The sequence below is a fragment of the Flavobacterium soli DSM 19725 genome (genome assembly GCF_000422705.1).
Classification (GTDB): domain Bacteria; phylum Bacteroidota; class Bacteroidia; order Flavobacteriales; family Flavobacteriaceae; genus Flavobacterium; species Flavobacterium soli.
On sequence record NZ_KE383907.1, the window covers coordinates 252,279 to 272,343 of the forward strand.

A 20,065-nucleotide genomic window follows, 5' to 3' on the forward strand; every position below is an offset into this window, starting at 1 on the left:
TTTTTTATCTCATCCGCTCCTTCAAAATTCCCTCAATCGTTTCCAACTTTACATTTTTTACCTTGAGCAAAATTAAAAAATGATACAGCAAATCAGCAGCTTCATTTTGAAACAAATCGATATTGTCATCTTTGGCTTCAATCACCAACTCAACCGCTTCTTCACCCACTTTTTGGGCTATTTTATTGATTCCTTTTTTATACAATTCATTGGTGTAGGAAGTGGTACTATCGTTTGAAATTCGTTCGTCAATTACATTTTCCAATTCATATAAAAAGCCTTTAGCCGAACTTTCGTTAAAGCAAGAAACCGAACCTGTGTGGCAAACTGGTCCTTCGGGAATGACTTTTATCAGTAAAGTATCGTCATCACAATCTTTAGAAAAATTTACAGCATTCAAGAAATTGCCCGAAGTTTCGCCTTTTGTCCAGAGTTCATTTCGGCTTCGGCTGTAAAAAGTCACTTTCTTTTCGGCTTGTGTTTTGGCGAAAGCTGCTTCATTCATATAACCTAGCATTAATACTTTCAAGCTGTAAAAATCCTGAATAATCACAGGGATCAATCCGTTGGTTTTAGTAAAATCTAATTTCATCTGATGGCAATATTTTTAGTTTTCAAATAATTTTTTAAAGCTGTAATCTCAATTTCTCCATAATGGAAAACACTTGCAGCCAAAGCGGCTGTGGCTTTTGTTTGGGTGAAAACCTTTTCAAAGTGTTCCATAGTTCCAGCACCTCCCGAAGCAATAATAGGAATATTGACACTTTCGCTAACTTGATTGGTGATGTCAATTGCAAAGCCATTTTTGGTTCCGTCGTTGTTCATGGAGGTCAGCAAAATTTCTCCAGCTCCTAATTTTTCAGCTTCTTTTGCCCAATCAAGAGCTTTCCAAATGGTAGAAATAGTTCCACCGTTGCTAAAAACCATCCATTCTCCATTTTTATATTTTGTATCAATTGCCACAACAACTGCCTGACTTCCAAATTCGTTGGCTATTTCTCTAATCAATTCTGGTTTTTTTAATGCCGAAGAATTGATGCTGATTTTATCGGCACCCGCTTCAATGATTCTTGCCGCATCTTCCACACTGTTGATTCCTCCACCAACGGTAAACGGAATATTGATTTTACCAGCAATTTTTCCGACCAAATCCGTTAGTGTTTTTCGGTTTTCCAAAGTCGCTGTGATGTCTAGAAAAACCAATTCGTCGGCACCGTTTTCGGCATAGACCGAAGCCATTTCTACAGGATTTCCCGCATCTCGAAGTCCTAAAAAATTGATGCCTTTCACGACGCGACCTTCTTTGATGTCAAAACAAGGTATGATTCTTTTTTTTAGCATAGTTCTCGTAAATCTTTTAGTTTAATTTTTCCTTCGTATAGCGCTTTGCCAATAATTGCACCTTCACATTTCAACAATTTCAATGCAAATAAATCATCTAAACAAGCAACACCTCCACTAGCGATAAGGTTGATTTTTACTTCTTTTAGAATTGTTTCATATAATGTAAATGAAGGACCTTCAAGCATTCCGTCTTTGGAAATATCGGTACAAATGACATTTTGAATGTTATTTTCTTGATATTTCTTGATAAAATCAATCACATCTATTTCACTGTTTTCGAGCCAGCCGTTTGTTGCAATTTTTCGGTTCAAACAATCGGCACCCAAAATGATTTTTTCGGATCCATATTTTAAAATCCAATTCAAAACCAATGCTTCATTTTTTACAGCAATACTTCCTGCTGTAATTTGATTAGCTCCATTTTCGAAAGCAATTTCAACATCAGGAGTAGTTTTCAAGCCTCCACCAAAATCAATTTTCAGGTTGGTTTTAGAAGCAATTTTATATAATACTTTATGGTTCACGATTTGATTGGATTTTGCACCATCCAAATCGACCAAATGTAAATATTGGATGCCCTGATCTTCAAATGCTTTGGCGACTTCCAATGGATTTTCGTTGTATATTTTTTGTGTGGCATAATCGCCTTTGGTCAGCCTCACACATTTTCCGTTAATTAAGTCTATTGCTGGAATGATTCTCATAATTGTAAAAAGTTTTTAAGGATTTGCTCGCCAATTTTTCCCGATTTTTCGGTATGGAATTGAACTGCATAAAAATTATTATGTTGTAATCCAGCACTAAACGGAAGGATATATTCGCATGTCGCAATAGTTTTTTCTGAAAGTTCAGCATAAAAACTGTGAACGAAATAAACATCGTCAATTGTGTCAATTCCTTCAAATAAAGAACCATTCAAAAAGGCAAAATTGTTCCAACCAATATGGGGTACTTTATCTTTTGGCGGAAATTTTTTCACCAAAACATCAAAGATTCCCAAGCCTTGTGTGTCGCCTTCTTCTGTAAATTTGCACATCAATTGTAGTCCGAGACAAATCCCCAAAACAGGTTGTTTCAATGATTTCAGAACTTCATCTAAACCTTTTTCTTCCAAGTATTTCATGGCCGAACTGGCTTCCCCAACTCCAGGGAAGATCACTTTATCGGCTTTTTGAAGTAGATCTTTATCATCTGTAACCACACAATCATAGCCTAATTTCTGAACGGCATTTTCCACGGATTTTGTGTTTCCGGCATTATATTTTAGTATTGCAATCATAAGATTCCTTTTGTACTTGGGATTGAAAAATTGTTCGTTTTTTGAACCGCCATTTTTATCGCTTTCGCAAAAGCTTTAAAGATCGCTTCAATTTTGTGGTGTTCATTTTCACCTTCGGCTTTGATGTTCAAGTTGCATTTTGCTTGGTCTGAAAACGATTTGAAAAAGTGCATGAACATTTCCGTAGGCATTTTTCCAATCATTTCACGTTTGAAATCGGCATCCCAAACTAGCCAAGGTCTTCCTCCAAAATCGATTGCAACTTGTGCCAAACAATCGTCCATTGGCAACAAAAATCCGTATCTTTCAATTCCTTTTTTGTTTCCCAAAGCTTTTAAAAAAGTTTCGCCTAAAGCAATTGCAGTATCCTCAATCGTGTGGTGTTCATCAATTTCTAGATCACCTTTAACTTGAATTTCTACATCTAGATTGCCGTGTTTTGCAATTTGTTCGAGCATGTGATCAAAAAACGGAATTCCAGTGTCGATGGTACTTTTCCCCGAACCATCCAAATTGATTTCAATCGCAATTTCGGTTTCATTTGTTTTCCGAATCGTTTTCGCTTTTCGAGGATTTTCTTTTAAAAACTGATAAATCTCCGACCATTTTTCGGTTACAAAATCAGCTTCTGGATTTTTTTTTCCAATGAGTATACATTTTGTTCCGAGGTTTTTTGCGAGTTGGACATCGGTATCACGGTCGCCAATAACATACGAATTTTCCAAATCATAATTTCCTTTGAGGTAATGCGTCAACATTCCAGTTTCTGGTTTTCGCGTTGATAAATTTTCTTCAGGGTAACTCTTATCAATCAAGATTTCTGAAAAAACAATTCCTTCATTGGCGAAAGCCTGAATAATTTTATTTTGTGCAGGCCAAAAAGTAGCTTCTGGAAATGAGGCCGTTCCCAAGCCATCCTGATTGGTCACCATAACCAAATCGAAATCCATCTCAGTCACAATTTTTGATAAATTCTGGAAAACACCTGGAATGAATTCTAGTTTTTCCAAGCTGTCCAATTGAAAATCAACTGGTGGTTCAGCAACCAAAGTTCCGTCGCGGTCGATAAAAAGTATTTTTTTCATAGTTGTATATTTTTTAAAGCATCAATCAAAATGTGATTTTCTTCTGGTGTTCCGATGGTAATTCGAAGACAATTTGCAAGCACTTTATTCCGATTTCGAATGATTATTTTTTTTTCAATCAATTGGTTGTAAATAGCATCTGCATCGTTTACTTTCAATAATAAAAAATTCGTTTCCGAAGGATAAATTTCTACTACAAAGTCAATTTTTGCTAATTCATTTTGTAAAATGGTTCTTTGCTTTAGAATCATTTTCTTTTTGAATTCAAAATTTTTAGTATCACTTAAAATTTCCAAAGCCTTTTCCTGATTGAGTTGACTGATGTTGTAGGGTGGTTTTATTTTATTGAGTAACTTCACGATTTCGGGATTTGTTATTGCCAAACCAATTCGGGCGGAAGCCAAACCCCAAGCCTTGCTCAAGGTTTGTATCACGATCAAATTTGGATATTGATTTGTTTTTTTTGCCAATGAATCTTTGGTAGAAAAATCAATATAAGCTTCATCCACCAAAACGATTCCGTTGAAGTTTTCCAAGAGATATTCAATGTTGTCAATGCAATTTCCCGTCGGGTTGTTTGGCGAACAAAGGAAAATCAGTTTCAAGTTTTTATCATTTAAAAAGGGTTCTACCGCTTCAATGTCCATTTGAAAATTTTCTTTTAAAGGCAATTGAATCAACTCAACACTATTGATTGCGGCAGCAACTTCATACATTCCGTAAGTTGGAACAAAAGTCAAAGCCTTGTCTTTTCCAGGTTCACAAAAAAGCCTGAAACACAAATCGATAATTTCGTCGCTTCCGTTTCCGAGAAAAATAGTTTTAGGTTGTACAGCTTTTATTTCGCTTAACTTTTGTTTCAATGTATTTTGGAAAGGATCGGGATAGCGGTTCCACTCGCCAAACGGATTTTCATTGGCATCCAAAAAAACACCTTCGCTTCCTGAAAATTCATCTCTGGCAGATGAATAGGGTTGGAGCGACAACATATTTGGTCGAATTAATTGTTCTAGATTAATCATTTTGCAAACTTTTTAAACGGATGGAAACTGCATTTTTGTGGGCCAAAAGTTGTTCGGCTTCCGCCAAAATTTCGATGGCAGGACCAATGTTTTGTAATCCAATGGCACTAATTTGTTGGAACGTTATTTTTTTGACAAAACTGTCCAGCGAAACACCAGAATAATTTTTGGCATAACCATTTGTTGGCAACGTATGATTGGTTCCACTGGCATAATCTCCGGCACTTTCACAACTGTAATTTCCCAAAAAAACCGAACCAGCATTACTGATTTTAGTAGTTAATTCAGTTGCATTTTCAGTAGCAATAATCAAGTGTTCTGGAGCATACAGATTACTGAAATCGCTACATTCCTCAATAGACTTCAGCAAAATTGCCTTACTATTTTTCAATGCTTTTAAAACTGTTTCTTTTCGGGATAGCTTTCCCGTTTGAATTTCTAAAGCCTCAATTGTTTTATTGATGATGGATTCATTGTCAGATAGTAAAATCACTTGACTATCAGCTCCATGTTCGGCTTGCGATAATAAATCGGCAGCTATAAATTCAGGATTTGCAGTTGTATCAGCAATAATCAACACTTCACTTGGACCTGCAGGAAGATCGATGGCAACGCCATATTTCAAGGCTTCCTGCTTTGCAGCCGTGACAAATTGATTTCCCGGACCAAAAATTTTCTCCACTTTTGATACCGTTTCTGTTCCCAAGGTCATTGCTCCAATTGCTTGAATACCACCAATTTTATAAATTTCAGTTATGCCAATCAATTGGGCAACATATAAAATTACAGGATTGATGTTGCCTTCTTGATCTGGAGGTGTACAAAGAATGATGTTCTTGCAACCTGCTATTTTTGCAGGAATTCCCAACATTAAAACGGTTGAAAAAAGTGGAGCAGAGCCTCCCGGAATGTAAAGTCCGATGGTTTCAATGGCCCGACTTTCTCTCCAACAATTTACACCAACGCTTGTTTCAACGACTTGTTTTACTTCGATTTGGGATCGGTGAAATTTTTCGATATTGGTTTTTGCAATATCAATGGCTTTCTTTAATTCTGACGGACTGAAACTGATGCTGCTTTGAATTTCTTTTTCGGTTACTTTTAGATTTTCAATTTTTGCATTATCAAAAAACTGAGTATATTTTTTAACAGCCGTATCACCATTTCGTTTTATTTCTGAAAAGAGTTGTTGTACGGTTTCGTCTAAATTTTTCTGAGAAAAGGAAGGTCTTTTGATAAGGTTTTTCCACTCTTCTTTTGTCGGATTGTTTATTTTTTGTAGCATTAGGCAATCATTTTTTCAATGTTAATAATCAGAATTCCTTCGGCTCCTAGAGTTTTTAGTTGGTCGATAACGTCCCAAAATTCATCTTCCTTTACGACCGAATGAATACTGCTCCAATCTTGTTTTTGAAGTGGTAAAACCGTTGGGCTTTTCATTCCAGGCAAAATGGAAGCTATGGATTGGATGGAGGAATTTGGGGCATTCAACAAAATGTATTTGTTTTCGGAAGCATTTTTTACAGATTCAATTCTGAATAAGAGTTGTTCTAAAATGGCTTTTTTTTCATCGTTTAATGCCGTATTTGAAATCATGACTGCTTCACTTTTAGTAACCAGTTCTACTTCTTTCAAGCCATTCATTTGCAAGGTGCTTCCTGTGGAAACGATGTCGAAAATTCCATCAGCCAAACCAATTCCTGGAGCAATTTCGACGCTTCCGCCAATGGTTTCGATTTCGGCTTCAATTTGATTTTGGGTAAAATAATTCTGTAAAATGTTGGGATAGCTTGTGGCTACTTTTTTCTGATTGAAGAAAGTTAAACCAGTGTAGTTCTCCTCTTTCGGGATGGCAATTGACAATCGGCAATTGGCGAAGCCCAATTTTTTTAGAAGGTTTACTTTTTTATTTTTTTCCCAAACCTCATTTTCGCCCAAAATACCAACATCAGCAACACCTTGCTCGACATATTGCGGAATGTCGTCATCACGCAGAAACAGAATTTCGACAGGAAAATTTGAAGAAGTTGTTTTAAGTTTTCGTTCTCCATTAGAAAGTTTTATGCCACATTCTTTTAGTAGCTCCAGTGATTTTTCGCTTAATCTTCCATTCTTTTGAATGGCAATTTTCAGTTTACTCATTTTTTTTTTAAAATTGTGCTTGAGCAAAAAGAATAGGAAGTTGTGGCCAACAAAAAACCCGTCTGATTGCTCAAACGGGTTCGGAATATTTTATTCAGTTACAAACAAATCATATCCATCTCGCTTGAGTGCAAGTATGAAGATGATGATGTAATTGATTTTGAAACATTTTATTTGTTGTTGTATTATGATGCAAAACTATATAAAAATTTATTACCATTCTAAAATTTAAAAGATAATTATGAAAATATTTTTTTTAGTTTTGAATCATTGTGTGAAAATTGATTTTTAAAAAAGCCATTAAAATTGAATCTTAATGGCTTTCTTTAAAGTTGTTAGTTGTTGATTTTGATGAGTTCTACTTCAAAAATCAAGTCACTTTTTGCAGGAATTACATTCCCTCTGGCTCTGTCTCCATAAGCCAAGTTATAGGGAATATAAAATTTGTATTTAGACCCTTCCGTCATTAATTGCAAACCTTCTGTCCAACCAGGAATAACTTGGTTTAATCCAAAATCAATTGGCTCACCTCTTTCTACACTGCTGTCGAAAACTTTTCCATCAACCAAAGTTCCTGTATAATGCACTTTTACATTACTTGTTGCAACTGGTTTTGCTCCAGTTCCTTCTTTCAAAACAATATATTTGATACCGCTTGCTGTTGTTTTTCCGTTGGCAAATTCTTTTAGAGCTTTGGCATTGGTAACGGCTCTTAATTCAGCTTCTTTCTGAGCTTCGGCTTTTTCAGCCGCATCTTTGTTGCTAAAATAATCTGAAAACACTTTTGCAGCATCGAATTTTTTGGCTAAAGCACCTTTTCTTGTGATGGTTACTTTCATAATCACATCATTTTGTTCAATTGCATTCACGATTTCCATTCCGCTAGTTACATGGCCAAAAACTGTATGCATTCCGTCCAAGTGTGGTGTTGCTTTGTGTGTAATAAAAAACTGGCTTCCGTTTGTAGCGGGACCAGAATTTGCCATTGACAAAATTCCTTCTGAACTGTGTTTCAAATCAGTGAATTCGTCTTTGAATTTATAACCTGGATTTCCAGAACCATTTCCAAGCGGATCACCACCTTGAATCATGAAATTCTTGATGACACGATGAAACTTTAGACCATCATAAAAAGGTTTTCCTTTTAATTTAGCATCTTTTACAAAAGCGTTTGTTCCTTCTGCCAAAGACACAAAATTAGCAACCGTTATAGGCGTTTTTTGGTATTCGAGCTCTAAAGTGATGTTTCCTTTATTAGTTTCAATTGTTGCAAATAAACCATCCCCAGGTTGTGGAGCAACTGCTTTTTTAGAACTAGTTGTTTTTTTTGGAGCTGCCTTTTTTGACGATTCTTGTGCAAATACTCCAGTAGTCATGGCTAAAAATAAGAAGCCTAGAAGTTTTATTTTCATTTTATTTTCGGTTTAAATTATGCTTATTTTTCTAATAGTTCAATTTCAAAGATAAGGTTTGAATTTGGTGGGATGATTCCTCCACCAGCACCAGCTTCTCCGTATGCAAGATTGGATGGTATAAATAAGATAGCTTTATCTCCAAGAGATAGCTGCTCGATTCCTTCTATAAAGCCAGGAATCATACCACTTTTTGTTCCAGCTACAAAAGCGATTGGATTATAACCACCTTGGGCGGCTCTCACTTGGTCATGCTTTCCAAATTGCTGTGCAACGGACTCAATGCTACTGTCAAACAAAGTTCCATCTTCAAAGAAACCAGCATAGTGGATAAAGATTTGAGTTCCGCTTGCAGGTTTTTTTCCTGTTCCCTTTTTTACAATACTATATTGCAGACCAGTTTTGGTTTTAGTTGATGTAGCTTTATTTTTGGCATGAAAAGCTGTTTTTTCTTCGATTACGGCTTTGAATTTTTCGTTGTAGATTCTTTTTTCCTCCGCTTCAATCAAAGCTTGTTTTTTAAGGTTTTCAGCTTCATTTGCAAAATAATCACTGAAAACTTTTACGGCATCAAATTTCTTTGCAGCTTCACCTTTTCTAATAATTGTAATCGAAACTATAGTATCATCCTGAACAATTTTGTTTACCGTTTCCATTCCGTTTTCAACTACGTGACCAAAAACGGTATGTTTTCCGTCCAGCCAAGGCGTTTCAACATGAGTGATGAAAAACTGGCTGCTGTTTGTTGCTGGACCAGAATTTGCCATGGATAAAGTTCCAGGACCACTATGTTTTAAATCCGTAATTTCATCCTTGAATTTATAGCCAGTGTCTCCAGAACCATTTCCTAGTGGATCACCACCTTGAATCATGAAATTTGCTAAAACCCTATGAAATTTGAGTCCGTTATAAAAAGGTTTTCCTTTGAATTTTTCATTTACGAAAGTATTTTTTCCTTCGGCAAGAGTAACGAAGTTTGCCACAGTAACTGGTGTTTTTTCGAATTCTAGCTGAACGATAATGTCGCCTTTTCCAGTTGCAATTTCAGCATATAATCCATCGGGAAGTTCGCTGTATTTGTCGTTACAGGAAAAAAGTGCAACCGATAAAGTCAATAACAGAAATAATCTTTTTTTCATTCTTTTTAAAATTTATTATTCAGGTTTAGTTTCAGTTTTTATAGTCTCGGTTTGTATAGTTTCTCCTACTTTGGGTTTTGCTGGAATTTTTGGTCTATCATCAGGTTTGAAATCCCTCAAAGTAACAGTACAAACAATTGGTAAGTTCGGACCAATTCTATCGTTATCACCTCTATATCCAAAGCCCATGTGGGAAGGAAAAAGAAAGGTTACTTTTTCATTTTTTTTCATCAATTTGATACCATCACGCAAACCCATCAAGATATTTTGCTTGTCTACAAGATAACTTTGTGGTCGAAGCTCAACTTCTGAATAAATGACGTTTCCATTCAAATCTTTGATATTGTAATCAAAAAAAGCAACATCGCCTCGCTTTGGAGTTAAAGTGTCCTTGGTGTTTTTTACTTCATAAAAATACCAATAGCCTTTTTTGGAAGCCAAATATTCTACTTTTGGATTGCTTTTGATTACAGAATCAATAAGAGCTTCTTCTCCAGCAATAAGTTTGATATTTCGGTCTACAGATTCTTTCATAAAAGTTCCCGATGTCTGCGAAATTGGTTTTCTGGCTTGTTGCTTGGTACAGCTTACTAAAAGTGTGCCAATTGCCAGAAGGATTATTTTTTTACTTAGATTCATCTTCATTTATCATAATAGTTTTGATAATATTTTCGAACTTTGTTACCGTATCTTTCAATGATAGATAGGATTTTCCGCCTGCTGCATTAATATGTCCGCCACCATTAAAATGGTCTCTTGCAAATTGATTTACATCAAAATTACCTTGGGAACGGAATGAAATCTTGATGATATTTTCATCTCGGTGTTCGATAAAAATAGCAGCAAAAATGATTCCTTTTATAGTTAAACCGTAATTTACAATGCCTTCGGTATCACCTTTAACATAATTGTAAGTATCGAGCTCCTTCTGCGAAAGCGTAATATAGGAAGTTTTATATTGAGGAAAAAGTTTCAAATTTTGGAGTGCTTGTCCCAATAATAATAATCGATTGTAAGAATTATTGTCAAAAAGTGAATTGTGAACGTCACCATTTTCAATTCCGATATCAATCAAATCGGCTACAACTCGATGAGTAGTACTTGTTGTCGAAGGGAATCGGAATGAACCAGAATCGGTTACAATCCCTGTATAAATACAAGTGGCAACTGTTTTGTCTATTAAATTTTTATGTCCAAGAAAAACGATAAAATGATATAACATTTCGCAAGTTGAGCCATACGAAGTATCAGAATATCTATATTTTGCATAATCATCCGGTTTTTGATGGTGATCGATCATGATAAACGGAACTTCAAGCTTGTTCAACACGTTTTCCATTTCTCCAACACGGTGTAAAGCATTGAAATCTAATGTAAAAATCAAATCTGATTCCTGGAGAATTTTAGTGGTGTTTTCTTTGTCTTTTTCAAAAATCAGAACATTTTCTGAACCTGGAAGCCAAGCCAAAAAATCCGGAAATTCATTTGGAGCGATAACAATTGGTTCGTGGTTGAGTTGCAACAAAAAGTGATACAATCCAAGTGTGGAACCCATCGCGTCTCCATCTGGACTTCGGTGCGGTATGATAGCAATTTTTTTAGGTGTCGAAAGCAAATCTTTAATTGCTTCTATATCTTCGTTTTTCATAGGATGCGAAAATACGGTTTTTTGTTTAATTGTGATTTACGAATTATAGAAACTAAAGATTTTCCATTTTTTTAGAATTGAATCGTTGATAGAGATGGTGTTTTGGACCTTTTATGATTTGAGATTCATAAATCCCGATGTAACCCGATGAAAAATAGGCTACAACACAAGCAATTCCAACATAGATTCCGCATTCATAGCCAAATAATTCCATTCCCATAATCGTACATGCTATTGGAGTATGAGTCGCTCCCGAAAAAACGGCTACGAAACCCATTCCCGCCAATAAAGCAACTGGCAATGGCACAAAAAAGGACAAGGCACTTCCCAATGTCGCTCCAATAAAGAATAGCGGAGTTACTTCGCCACCTTTGAAACCAACTCCAAGGGTGAATGCCGTAAATAGTATCTTTAAGATAAAAACAGAAAAATCTTGTTGGATTTCAAAGGAATTGACGATAGTTGGAATTCCTAAGCCCAAAAATTGTGTGGTTCCAGTAAAATAAATGACAACTACAAATATAATTCCTCCGATAAAGGGTCTTAAAGGAGGATATTTGATATGTTTTGAAAATGTTTCAGTAAAAAAGCGAGTGGATTTTGAAAAAAGCATGGAAGCCAAACCAAATAGGATTCCAGCAAAAATAATCCAGAAAAGAGAAATGAAATCTAAAGAAGGAACATTTGGAATACTATAATGTGTATGCGAAACTTGCCAAACTTCAACCGTAAAATAAGCAATATAGGCCACGATAAATGATGGAACAATACTTTTATAATTGATTTTACTGAAGTATAAAACTTCGATTGCAAAAACAGCTCCTGTTAAAGGTGTACCAAAAACTGATGCAAATCCAGCACTGATACCAATAATTAATATTGTTTTTCTTTCGGATTTTGATAGTTTGAAAATACCTGAAAATTGATCGGCAATTGCAGAACTCATTTGGACAGCCGTTCCTTCACGTCCGGCAGAACCTCCAAAAAGATGTGTAATCAAAGTTCCAATTAAGACCAAAGGAGCCATTTTTAAAGGTATAATTTCAGTTGGATTTTCATATTCTTCCAAAATCACGTTGTTTCCTTTTGCAACTCCTTTTCCAAAATAATGATACATCAGCCCGATTATTAGTCCACCAAGTGGTAAAAGGAACAAAATCCAAGGATGAATTATTCTATAATTGGTAACAAATTCAAGCGAAACTAAAAATAATGCCGAACTTGAACCAGCCAAAACTCCCACTATTAAGCAGATGATTAGCCATTTGAAAACTCGATAAAAAAGGGAATTCTCGGATTTAAAACGCATTTTTCAAGTCAATTCGATTGTGCTAAAGTAAGCTATTTTCTAAAAATGTAAGAATATGGATTTTCAATTCACTTTTTTTAAGCGTATTAAAAATCAATCAAAATCTCAAACCTAAACCGTTTTTTGTATTTTAGCACAACATTTAAATAAAGCTATGATTTCGGATACTCAATTTCAAAACGAACTAAAACTACTCATCGAAAACGCAATTAGGGAAGATGTTGGTCCTGGCGATTTCAGTTCATTGGCCTGTATTCCAGCTGATGCAAAGGGAAAAGCTAAATTGTTAGTCAAGGAAGACGGAATCATTGCTGGTGTAGAATTTGCCAAGATGATTTTTAATTATGTAGATCCGAATTTAAAAATAGAAACCTTTATCAACGACGGAACACCAGTAAAATATGGCGATATTGTTTTTCACGTTGAAGGAAGTTCACAATCCATACTAAAATCCGAGCGTGTTGTTTTGAATTCAATGCAACGAATGAGTGCGATTGCGACAAAAACCAATAAATACGTTCAACTTCTTGAAGGAACAAAAACCAAGATTCTCGATACACGAAAAACCACTCCAGGTTTTCGAGCTCCCGAAAAATGGGCCGTTAAGATTGGTGGGGGCGAGAATCATCGTTTTGCCTTGTACGATATGGTAATGCTCAAAGATAACCACAACGATTTTGCAGGCGGAATTACAAAAGCCATCGAAAAAACGAAAAATTACCTAAAAGAAAACAATCTAGATTTAAAAATAATTGTTGAAGCCAGAAATTTGGATGAGATCAAGGAAATTCTGCAAAGCGAAGGTGTTTACAGGATTCTGATTGATAATTTCAATTTTGAAGATACCAAAAAAGCTGTAGCCTTAATTGGGGATAAATGCTTGACCGAATCTTCAGGAAATATCAACGAAAAAACGATTCGAAATTATGCCGAATGTGGTGTGGATTTTATTTCTTCTGGAGCCTTGACGCATTCGATTTATAATATGGATTTGAGCCTGAAAGCGATATAATTATGTCTGAAAAGATAGAAAATCAAATAAAGAAAATACCTGTTGCAAGGAATCTTATGTACTTTACAAAACACATAAAATTGCCTTGGCTCGAAGGCTTGTCTTTCTATGATTTACTCGAATTATATGGCATCGGAATTGCACAAGGAGCGATTTCTTATCGTGCGGGAGCCATTGCTTTTAGCTTTTTTATGGCACTTTTTCCGTTTGCACTTTTCATTTTAAACTTAATTCCCTTTATCCCAATAGAAGGATTTAAGGAGGATTTTCTTCGGTTTGTAGAAGAAAGTGTTCCGCCAAATACTTTTGAAGCTATTTCCTCTATTATTCAAGATATTACCAATAATAGTTATGGAGATTTGCTTTCGTCAGGTTTTATATTGTCTAGTTTTTTGATGGCCAATGGTTTGAATGCCATTCTTGGAGGTTTCGAAAATTCGCATCACGTCTTGATTAAACGCGGCTTTTTCAGGCAATATTTTGTAGCCTTGGCCATGTCTCTATTGCTTACATTTCTGCTGATATTTACAGTAGCAACAATCGTTATTTTTGAGGTTTTTATCCAAAAAATAAAAATACAAGACGTCTTTAATGACAATATCCAAATCATCGTTATCGGTCGATATGTGTTTTTTATGCTCATGATTTTGGTCACAACCTCTATACTTTTTAAATTCGGAACAAAAGAAACAAAAAAGAATTCGTTTATCTCCATAGGATCAGTATTTACAACGGTTCTCATCATTTTATCCTCTTATGCTTTCGGAATTTGGGTAGTTCGATTTTCAAAATATAATGAACTTTATGGATCAATCGGTACACTTTTGATCATGATGTTCTATATTTGGTTAAATTGCATGATCCTTTTATTAGGTTTCGAACTCAACGCCACCATCAACAGATTAAAAAGAAGAAATTTGTTTAATTAGGAGCTATTTCCCGCTATCCGTTCCAATCTTTTCCCTGCTAAAGAAGCAGGAAAAAGGATTTCCACTACTATCGGGGCTAAAACATCACGGTTATGAAGAACGTTTTTTTATTAATTGTCACATTATTCATCACATCAACTTATGCTCAAAAAACCGTTATCGGAAAATGGAAATCCATCGACGACGAAACGGGAAAAGCACTCGCCATTGTCGAGATCTATGAAGAAAACAATAAAATTTATGGAAGAGTAATTGAAATACTCAATCCAAAAAACAAAAACCGAACGTGCGAAAGTTGTCCAGGTGAAGATAAAGACAAGCCTATCCTTGGATTGACAGTTATTAAAGGCCTTAAAAAAGATGGCAAAGAATATAATGGAGGAAAAATCCTGGACCCCAAACATGGAAAATTTTATAAATGCTACATCAATCTCGAAAGTGATGATAAGCTAAAAGTTAGAGGTTATATTGGGATTTCCTTATTCGGTCGAACACAGTATTGGCATCGGGTTAAATAAATTCAAAGATTCAAAGATTGAAAGATTGAAAGATTTTCTAACTAATTGCCATAATCATAAGTCTAACACCATATACCCAATACCTTAATACCCAAAATGCATTTCATCGAAGTAATTTTACCGCTTTCGCTCTCCAAAACCTTTACGTATTCAGTTTCAGAAACTGAATATAATTATCTCAAAAAGGGTTTTCGAGTTGCTGTTCCTTTTGGTAAAAACAAAATATATACAGCACTTGTAATTGATATCCATCAAAACGCACCCACTTTATACGATGCAAAAGAAATTCATCAAATTCTGGATGAAACTCCAATTGTCAACGAAATCCAAATTAAGCATTGGCTCTGGATTGCGTCCTATTATATGTGTGCCATTGGCGACGTTTACAGAGGTGCAATGCCATCGGCTTTTTTGCTGGAAAGCGAAACTATAATTTCTCAAAAAACAGCATCATTCGTTGATGAAAGCCAGTTTTCTGACGATGAATTTCTAATATACGAAGCTTTGCAACATCAATCGTCATTAAAGATTCAGGACATTGTAGCAATTCTAGGCAAGAAAAATGTGTTGCCGGTTATTCAAAAACTTATTCAAAAAAATATTCTTTTCTTGGAGGAAGAAATGTCCGAAGTGTATAAGCCAAAACTCATCCGATATGTTCGATTGCATCAAAAGTTTAATTCAGATGAAGGTTTGGGTCAACTATTGGATACGTTGAAAAACGCCAACAAGCAAAAGGAAATCGTTTTGAGCTATTTTCAATTGACTGCTACAGAAAAACACAAACCTATTTCGGTGAAAATGTTACTTGAAGCTTCGGGTACAACTTCAACCGTGATTAAAACGTTGATTGATAAGGAAATATTCGAAGAGTACCATATTCAAATCGACAGGGTTAATTTTGATGAAAATCAAAAAGAAAAAAACTTAGTTTTAAGTAAAGCTCAGCAAAATGCTTTCGATGAAATCATTTCAAGTTTTAAAACTAAAGAAGTAACGCTTTTGCATGGTGTAACTTCTAGCGGAAAAACAGAAATCTACATCAAGCTTATTGAGAAGTATTTGAAAGAAGGAAAGCAGATTCTATATCTTCTGCCAGAAATCGCCCTAACAACTCAATTGGTTGGCCGATTAACAGCTTATTTTGGGAATAAAGTGGCCGTTTTTCATTCAAAATACAGCAATAATGAACGTGTTGAAGTTTGGAACCAGCTTTTGCAAGATTCCGAAAAAGCCCAAATAGTGATAGGAGCGAGGTCGGCCTTGTTTTTGCCTTTCAATAATTTAGGTCTTATCATTGTAGATGAAGAACATGAGCAAACCTTCAAACAACAGGATCCAGCACCTCGCTATCATGCCCGAGATGCTTCGGTGGTTTTAGCAAATGCTCATAAGACTAAAGTTGTTTTGGGTTCGGCAACGCCAAGTATTGAGACCTATTTCAATGCAAAATCCGAAAAATATGGACTTGTAGAAATTACGGAGCGATTTGGAAATGTCATGATGCCCGAAATAGAATTGGTGGATTTAAAAGACAAATACTTCCGTAAAAGAATGACGGGTCATTTTAGTGATGTCTTGATTGAAAATATTACCGAAGCCTTATCGCTTGGCGAACAAATTATCTTGTTTCAAAATCGCAGAGGATTTTCGCCTGTTGTAGAATGCATGACGTGTGGACATGTGCCGCAATGCCAACAATGCGATGTTAGTTTGACCTATCATAAGCATAAAAACCAATTACGTTGTCATTATTGTGGTTACTCGATGGCAAATCCAACCAATTGCCATGTGTGTTCGAGTGTCGATTTGACCACAAAAGGATTCGGAACCGAACAAATCCAACAGGAATTGATTCAGCTTTTTCCGAATTCAAAAATTGGAAGAATGGACCAAGATACTACGAGAGGGAAATTTGGGTTCGAAAGAATCATCGACAGTTTTAAGAATCGTGAAATTGATATTTTGGTGGGAACCCAAATGCTGGCGAAAGGTTTGGATTTTGATAATGTTTCTTTAGTCGGAATTATGAATGCAGATAATATGCTGTATCATCCTGATTTTCGTGCCTTTGAAAGGAGTTATCAAATGATGACGCAAGTTTCGGGTAGGGCAGGACGATCTGAAAAACGTGGAAAAGTCATCATTCAAACTTATAATCCCGATCATAACACGATTCAGCAGGTTACCAATAATGATTTTGTAAGAATGTATAAGGAACAATTATATGAGCGTCAGATTTATAAATATCCGCCGTTTTTTCGTTTGATAAAGATCACACTCAAGCATCGTGATTTTGAGAAATTGAAAGAAGGTTCGATGTGGTTGTTTCAGGTGCTTCATCAAAATTTAGGGATTCCGGTTTTAGGTCCCGAAGAACCACCGATTAGCAGAATAAGGAATGAATATATTAGAACCATTATGATCAAGATTCCTCAGCAATCCTCCATTGGAGCGGCCAAAAAAAATGTCCAGAAAATCCTGAACAGTTTTGAAACGGTTGCCCAATATAGGGCTATAAAAGTGGTGGTAAATGTTGACTTTTATTGAGAATCTTCAATTGCTTTTTTTAGTTCTTCTTTCTTGTTCCTGCTCAGAGGAATTTTTGAAGCACCAATTTCGGCAAATTTGCTGTTGAACTTGTCAATCTTGTCGATGTTCACTATAAATGATTTGTGAACACGGATGAATTTATCCTTTGGTAAATCGTTTTCAAAAGCTTTCATGGTGGATAAAACCAAATGATTTTCGTCGTCCGTTATTACCTTTACATAATCCCCATAGGCTTCCACCCATTTTATTTTGGAGGTAAAAACCTTTAAATTTTTAAGCTTGCTTTTGATGAAAATATGATCGCCATCTTCCTCAAGACTTTCATTTATTAGTAATTGCATATTTAAAGCTCGTTTTACAGAAGCTTCGAAACGAACCGCAGTTATAGGTTTTTGTAAATAATCTGTAGCATCATAATCGAATGCTTTAACGGCATATTCAGGTTTTGAGGTAATAAAAATCACTTGAGGTTTGACTTTTAAATTATCCAAAAAATCAAAACCACTCACGATTGGCATTTCAACATCTAGGAATAATAAGTCGATAGAAGTATAGGACATGAAATTTTTCGCTTCAATCGCATTCGAAAATTCGCCGACAAGAATGAGATTAGGATGATTGTTTGCTAGCTTACTAACAATCATTCTTTGGATAGAACTATCGTCTACAATAACACAACTGAGCTTCATAAATGGACCAATATATTTGGAGAATTTAAAAGTATATTTTTTTTTAATATAACTACTACTTTTTTTGAAAAAAAATTGCAATTCATCGAATAAAAACAAATCTAATTTGCTCATTAAAAATAAATGTTTACTTTTGCACCCAATTTTATAACAAATAAAATATATTATTATGAATCATTATGAGACTGTTTTCATCTTGAATCCCGTTTTATCTGAAGTACAGGTAAAGGAAACAGTAAGCAAATTCGAAGATTTTCTTACGAGTAGAGGAGCAGAGATGGTATCAAAAGAGGATTGGGGACTAAAAAAATTGGCCTATGAAATCCAAAACAAAAAAAGTGGTTTTTACCATTTATTCGAATTCAAAGTAGCAGCTGAGGTTTTAATTGCTTTTGAAACTGAATTTAGACGTGACGAAAGAGTAATGCGTTTCTTGACTGTAAGTCTTGACAAACATGCAATCTCTTGGGCAGAAAGAAGAAGAGCAAAACTAAAAGCAGCTAAAGCATAATTATTATGGCAACATTACAACAATCAGCTTCAGGAAAAAAAGACGGAGATATCAGATATTTAACGCCTTTGAACATCGAAACAAACAAAACTAAAAAGTATTGTCGTTTCAAAAAATCTGGAATCAAATATATCGATTATAAAGATGCAGATTTCCTATTGAAATTCGTTAACGAGCAAGGAAAAATTCTTCCACGTCGTTTAACTGGAACTTCATTGAAATACCAAAGAAAAGTGTCAGTAGCTGTGAAAAGAGCAAGACATTTAGCTTTAATGCCATACGTGGCCGATTTATTAAAATAATTTAAAAACAACAGTTGTTGCCTCGCCAGTGGCGGGCTAACTTCTATAATAAGGACAACAACATGGAACTTATATTAAAACAAGACGTAGCAAATTTAGGATTTAAAGATGATGTAGTTTCAGTGAAAGCTGGTTACGGTCGTAATTTCTTGATTCCTCAAGGATTCGCTTCTTTAGCTACACCTTCTGCAAAGAAAGTATTGGCTGAAAACCTAAAACAAAGAGCTCATAAAGAAGCAAAAGTAATTGCTGATGCAAAAGCTTTGGCTGAAACTTTGAAAGCTATCGAAATTAAGATTTCTGCAAAAGCAGGTGGTGAAAAATTATTTGGTTCTGTAACCAATATCGACATCGCTGAAGCTTTAGCAAAAGGTGGTCAAGAAATTGACAGAAAATTCATTACTTCTGGAATCGTTAAACGTACAGGTAAATATACTGCTAGCGTTAGACTTCACAGAGATGTAATCATTGAATTACCTTACGAAATCGTAGCTGAGAAATAATATTTTTCAACTTGAAATATCAAATCCCGATGCGTTGAAAAACGAAATCGGGATTTTTTTTATTTAAAATTGAATTAAGAATTTTAATTTTATGGTAAAAGAGTTTTTCCTTAAACCTTAAACCTTAAACCTTAAACCTTAAACCTTGAACCCAAAACCTAAAATGAAATACACAAGATTAACAAAAGAACAATTCGAAGAATTGCATCCAGAATTTGTAAATTTTCTGGCAACCCAGTCTATCGATAAGGCCGAATGGGACAAAATTAAGGAAGAACAGCCTCAAATTGCCGAGCAAGAATTGGATGTTTTCTCAGATTTAATTTGGGAAGGTGTTTTGACAAGAGCAGAATATTTGGAACATTTTTCTAAAAATTATATCTTTCTTTTTCATTGTAAGGAAACTCACGTACATTCAATCGTGTTGAAATCGTTGAATCCAGAAATTGATTTTCTGACAAAAGACGGTTTGCAATGGTTGAGCGACAACATGTTTACTGAAAATGTAGAAATGAAAGTGGGTAATAAAGAATTTACAGAAGAACGAAATCCGTCTATTTTTCAATTGATCCAGCAAGGTGCTTTCTTGAGCGATGGGCAATTATACAAGCAAATTATTTCGATTATTGAGTCGTAATTTTATCGGTATATTTACCATAAATTGGTTA

The 20,065-nt window shown here is 35.1% G+C and carries 22 protein-coding genes; 8 read left to right on the forward strand and 14 right to left on the reverse strand.

The genetic code is table 11. The annotated features are described in order from the left end of the window. Positions 1-4: 4 nt before the first annotated feature. The 13 genes from hisIE to G508_RS0116755 form a co-directional block, all read right to left on the reverse strand. On the reverse strand, positions 5-592 hold the full coding sequence (gene hisIE / locus G508_RS0116695; RefSeq protein WP_026706377.1) for a bifunctional phosphoribosyl-AMP cyclohydrolase/phosphoribosyl-ATP diphosphatase HisIE: 588 nt from the start codon (positions 590-592) through the stop codon (positions 5-7). Continuing rightward, entirely contained in the window at positions 589-1,341 is a 753-nt protein-coding gene (gene hisF / locus G508_RS0116700; RefSeq protein ID WP_026706378.1) for an imidazole glycerol phosphate synthase subunit HisF, read from the reverse strand. Before hisF ends, hisIE begins: the two co-directional genes overlap by 4 nt. Then, positions 1,335-2,048 carry a 1-(5-phosphoribosyl)-5-[(5-phosphoribosylamino)methylideneamino]imidazole-4-carboxamide isomerase gene (gene hisA, locus G508_RS0116705; RefSeq protein WP_026706379.1) on the reverse strand — a complete coding sequence of 238 codons (714 nt, stop codon included), beginning with the start codon at positions 2,046-2,048 and terminating at the stop codon, positions 1,335-1,337. The genes hisF and hisA overlap by 7 nt, the downstream gene beginning before the upstream one ends. Beyond that, positions 2,045-2,623 carry an imidazole glycerol phosphate synthase subunit HisH gene (hisH, locus tag G508_RS0116710; protein ID WP_026706380.1) on the reverse strand — a complete coding sequence of 193 codons (579 nt, stop codon included), beginning with the start codon at positions 2,621-2,623 and terminating at the stop codon, positions 2,045-2,047. The genes hisA and hisH overlap by 4 nt, the downstream gene beginning before the upstream one ends. Then, complete coding sequence (hisB, locus tag G508_RS0116715; protein ID WP_026706381.1) at positions 2,620-3,708, reverse strand: bifunctional histidinol-phosphatase/imidazoleglycerol-phosphate dehydratase HisB; 1,089 nt, start codon at positions 3,706-3,708, stop codon at positions 2,620-2,622. Before hisB ends, hisH begins: the two co-directional genes overlap by 4 nt. Continuing rightward, positions 3,705-4,730 carry a histidinol-phosphate transaminase gene (hisC, locus tag G508_RS0116720; RefSeq protein ID WP_026706382.1) on the reverse strand — a complete coding sequence of 342 codons (1,026 nt, stop codon included), beginning with the start codon at positions 4,728-4,730 and terminating at the stop codon, positions 3,705-3,707. The genes hisB and hisC overlap by 4 nt, the downstream gene beginning before the upstream one ends. Further along, on the reverse strand, positions 4,723-6,015 hold the full coding sequence (hisD, locus tag G508_RS0116725; RefSeq protein ID WP_026706383.1) for a histidinol dehydrogenase: 1,293 nt from the start codon (positions 6,013-6,015) through the stop codon (positions 4,723-4,725). Before hisD ends, hisC begins: the two co-directional genes overlap by 8 nt. Continuing rightward, a complete protein-coding gene (hisG, locus tag G508_RS0116730; protein WP_026706384.1) occupies positions 6,015-6,872 on the reverse strand; it encodes an ATP phosphoribosyltransferase in 858 nt (285 codons plus the stop codon). Before hisG ends, hisD begins: the two co-directional genes overlap by 1 nt. A 335-nt stretch (positions 6,873-7,207) precedes the next feature. Next, positions 7,208-8,284: a peptidylprolyl isomerase gene (locus G508_RS0116735; protein WP_026706385.1), complete on the reverse strand. Its 1,077-nt coding sequence runs from the start codon at positions 8,282-8,284 to the stop codon at positions 7,208-7,210. Between the two features lie 23 nt (positions 8,285-8,307). Then, positions 8,308-9,423, reverse strand: coding sequence for a peptidylprolyl isomerase (locus G508_RS0116740; RefSeq protein WP_026706386.1), 1,116 nt, complete (start codon positions 9,421-9,423; stop codon positions 8,308-8,310). A 15-nt stretch (positions 9,424-9,438) separates the two neighbouring features. Next, positions 9,439-10,062, reverse strand: a complete 624-nt coding sequence (gene gldI / locus G508_RS0116745) for a gliding motility-associated peptidyl-prolyl isomerase GldI (RefSeq protein ID WP_026706387.1) — start codon at positions 10,060-10,062, stop codon at positions 9,439-9,441. Beyond that, complete coding sequence (locus G508_RS0116750; RefSeq protein WP_026706388.1) at positions 10,049-11,071, reverse strand: DHH family phosphoesterase; 1,023 nt, start codon at positions 11,069-11,071, stop codon at positions 10,049-10,051. The genes gldI and G508_RS0116750 overlap by 14 nt, the downstream gene beginning before the upstream one ends. Before the next feature lie 52 nt (positions 11,072-11,123). Then, positions 11,124-12,380 (reverse strand): voltage-gated chloride channel family protein, encoded by a 1,257-nt coding sequence (locus tag G508_RS0116755; protein ID WP_026706389.1) that lies wholly within the window; start codon positions 12,378-12,380, stop codon positions 11,124-11,126. 154 nt (positions 12,381-12,534) lie between these two features. Here G508_RS0116755 and nadC point away from each other — a divergent pair, with 154 nt between their 5' ends. The 4 genes from nadC (at position 12,535) to priA (ending at position 17,389) form a co-directional block, all read left to right on the forward strand. Further along, entirely contained in the window at positions 12,535-13,392 is an 858-nt protein-coding gene (gene nadC / locus G508_RS0116760) for a carboxylating nicotinate-nucleotide diphosphorylase (RefSeq protein ID WP_026706390.1), read from the forward strand. Between the two features lie 2 nt (positions 13,393-13,394). Next, positions 13,395-14,321, forward strand: a complete 927-nt coding sequence (locus G508_RS0116765; RefSeq protein WP_026706391.1) for a YihY/virulence factor BrkB family protein — start codon at positions 13,395-13,397, stop codon at positions 14,319-14,321. Positions 14,322-14,413: 92 nt separating this feature from the next. Further along, positions 14,414-14,839, forward strand: a complete 426-nt coding sequence (locus G508_RS0116770) for a DUF2147 domain-containing protein (protein ID WP_026706392.1) — start codon at positions 14,414-14,416, stop codon at positions 14,837-14,839. Positions 14,840-14,935: 96 nt separating this feature from the next. Continuing rightward, positions 14,936-17,389: a replication restart helicase PriA gene (gene priA, locus G508_RS0116775; RefSeq protein ID WP_026706393.1), complete on the forward strand. Its 2,454-nt coding sequence runs from the start codon at positions 14,936-14,938 to the stop codon at positions 17,387-17,389. Here the strand turns inward: priA and G508_RS0116780 are convergent. Next, positions 17,383-18,081, reverse strand: a complete 699-nt coding sequence (locus tag G508_RS0116780) for a LytR/AlgR family response regulator transcription factor (RefSeq protein ID WP_026706394.1) — start codon at positions 18,079-18,081, stop codon at positions 17,383-17,385. The two genes, priA and G508_RS0116780, sit on opposite strands and share 7 nt — an antisense overlap. Before the next feature lie 169 nt (positions 18,082-18,250). Between G508_RS0116780 and rpsF the strand changes: the two genes are divergently transcribed. The 4 genes from rpsF (at position 18,251) to G508_RS0116800 (ending at position 20,034) form a co-directional block, all read left to right on the forward strand. Then, complete coding sequence (rpsF, locus tag G508_RS0116785) at positions 18,251-18,592, forward strand: 30S ribosomal protein S6 (protein WP_026706395.1); 342 nt, start codon at positions 18,251-18,253, stop codon at positions 18,590-18,592. A gap of 5 nt (positions 18,593-18,597) precedes the next feature. Next, positions 18,598-18,894, forward strand: coding sequence for a 30S ribosomal protein S18 (gene rpsR / locus G508_RS0116790; protein ID WP_007138295.1), 297 nt, complete (start codon positions 18,598-18,600; stop codon positions 18,892-18,894). A 62-nt stretch (positions 18,895-18,956) separates the two neighbouring features. Next, the gene (rplI, locus tag G508_RS0116795; RefSeq protein ID WP_026706396.1) at positions 18,957-19,397 is read left to right on the forward strand and encodes a 50S ribosomal protein L9; all 441 of its coding nucleotides are present in this window, start codon (positions 18,957-18,959) and stop codon (positions 19,395-19,397) included. Between the two features lie 163 nt (positions 19,398-19,560). Next, positions 19,561-20,034 (forward strand): DUF6495 family protein, encoded by a 474-nt coding sequence (locus G508_RS0116800; RefSeq protein WP_026706397.1) that lies wholly within the window; start codon positions 19,561-19,563, stop codon positions 20,032-20,034. Positions 20,035-20,065: the final 31 nt, after the last annotated feature.